The 294-nt window shown below is 44.2% G+C and carries 1 protein-coding gene; it reads left to right on the forward strand.

From position 1 onward, the window contains the following. Positions 1 to 30 precede the first annotated feature (30 nt). A partial coding sequence (locus A3757_RS05435) for a hypothetical protein (protein ID WP_156506199.1) occupies positions 31 to 294 on the forward strand: 264 nt, incomplete at its 3' end.

Here is a 294-nt window from a genome sequence, read left to right on the forward strand (position 1 = left end):
GTTACACATCAAATCAGCTCTATAACTTCGATGAATTGGACCGGAGCATACGAAGTGATGCTGGATGCTGATGGTGGCGAAAAGTATGATCGTATACAGCTAGGAGTTGGTGTGTCACGCCAGTTTGTTGATGGGGTTGCTAGTATTAGTGTAGGACGCACACACTTGGTTCCCGAGGCGAACGCAGAAACTGAGTCGAACTTTGTGAACCTTTCATTCGTTCGGGAAAAACTATGGCTGCATGATGTGACGATTAACTTTTTTGAAGACATTTCAGATTCATCGATTGGCTTT

It is taken from the genome of Oleiphilus sp. HI0117 (assembly GCF_001635235.1).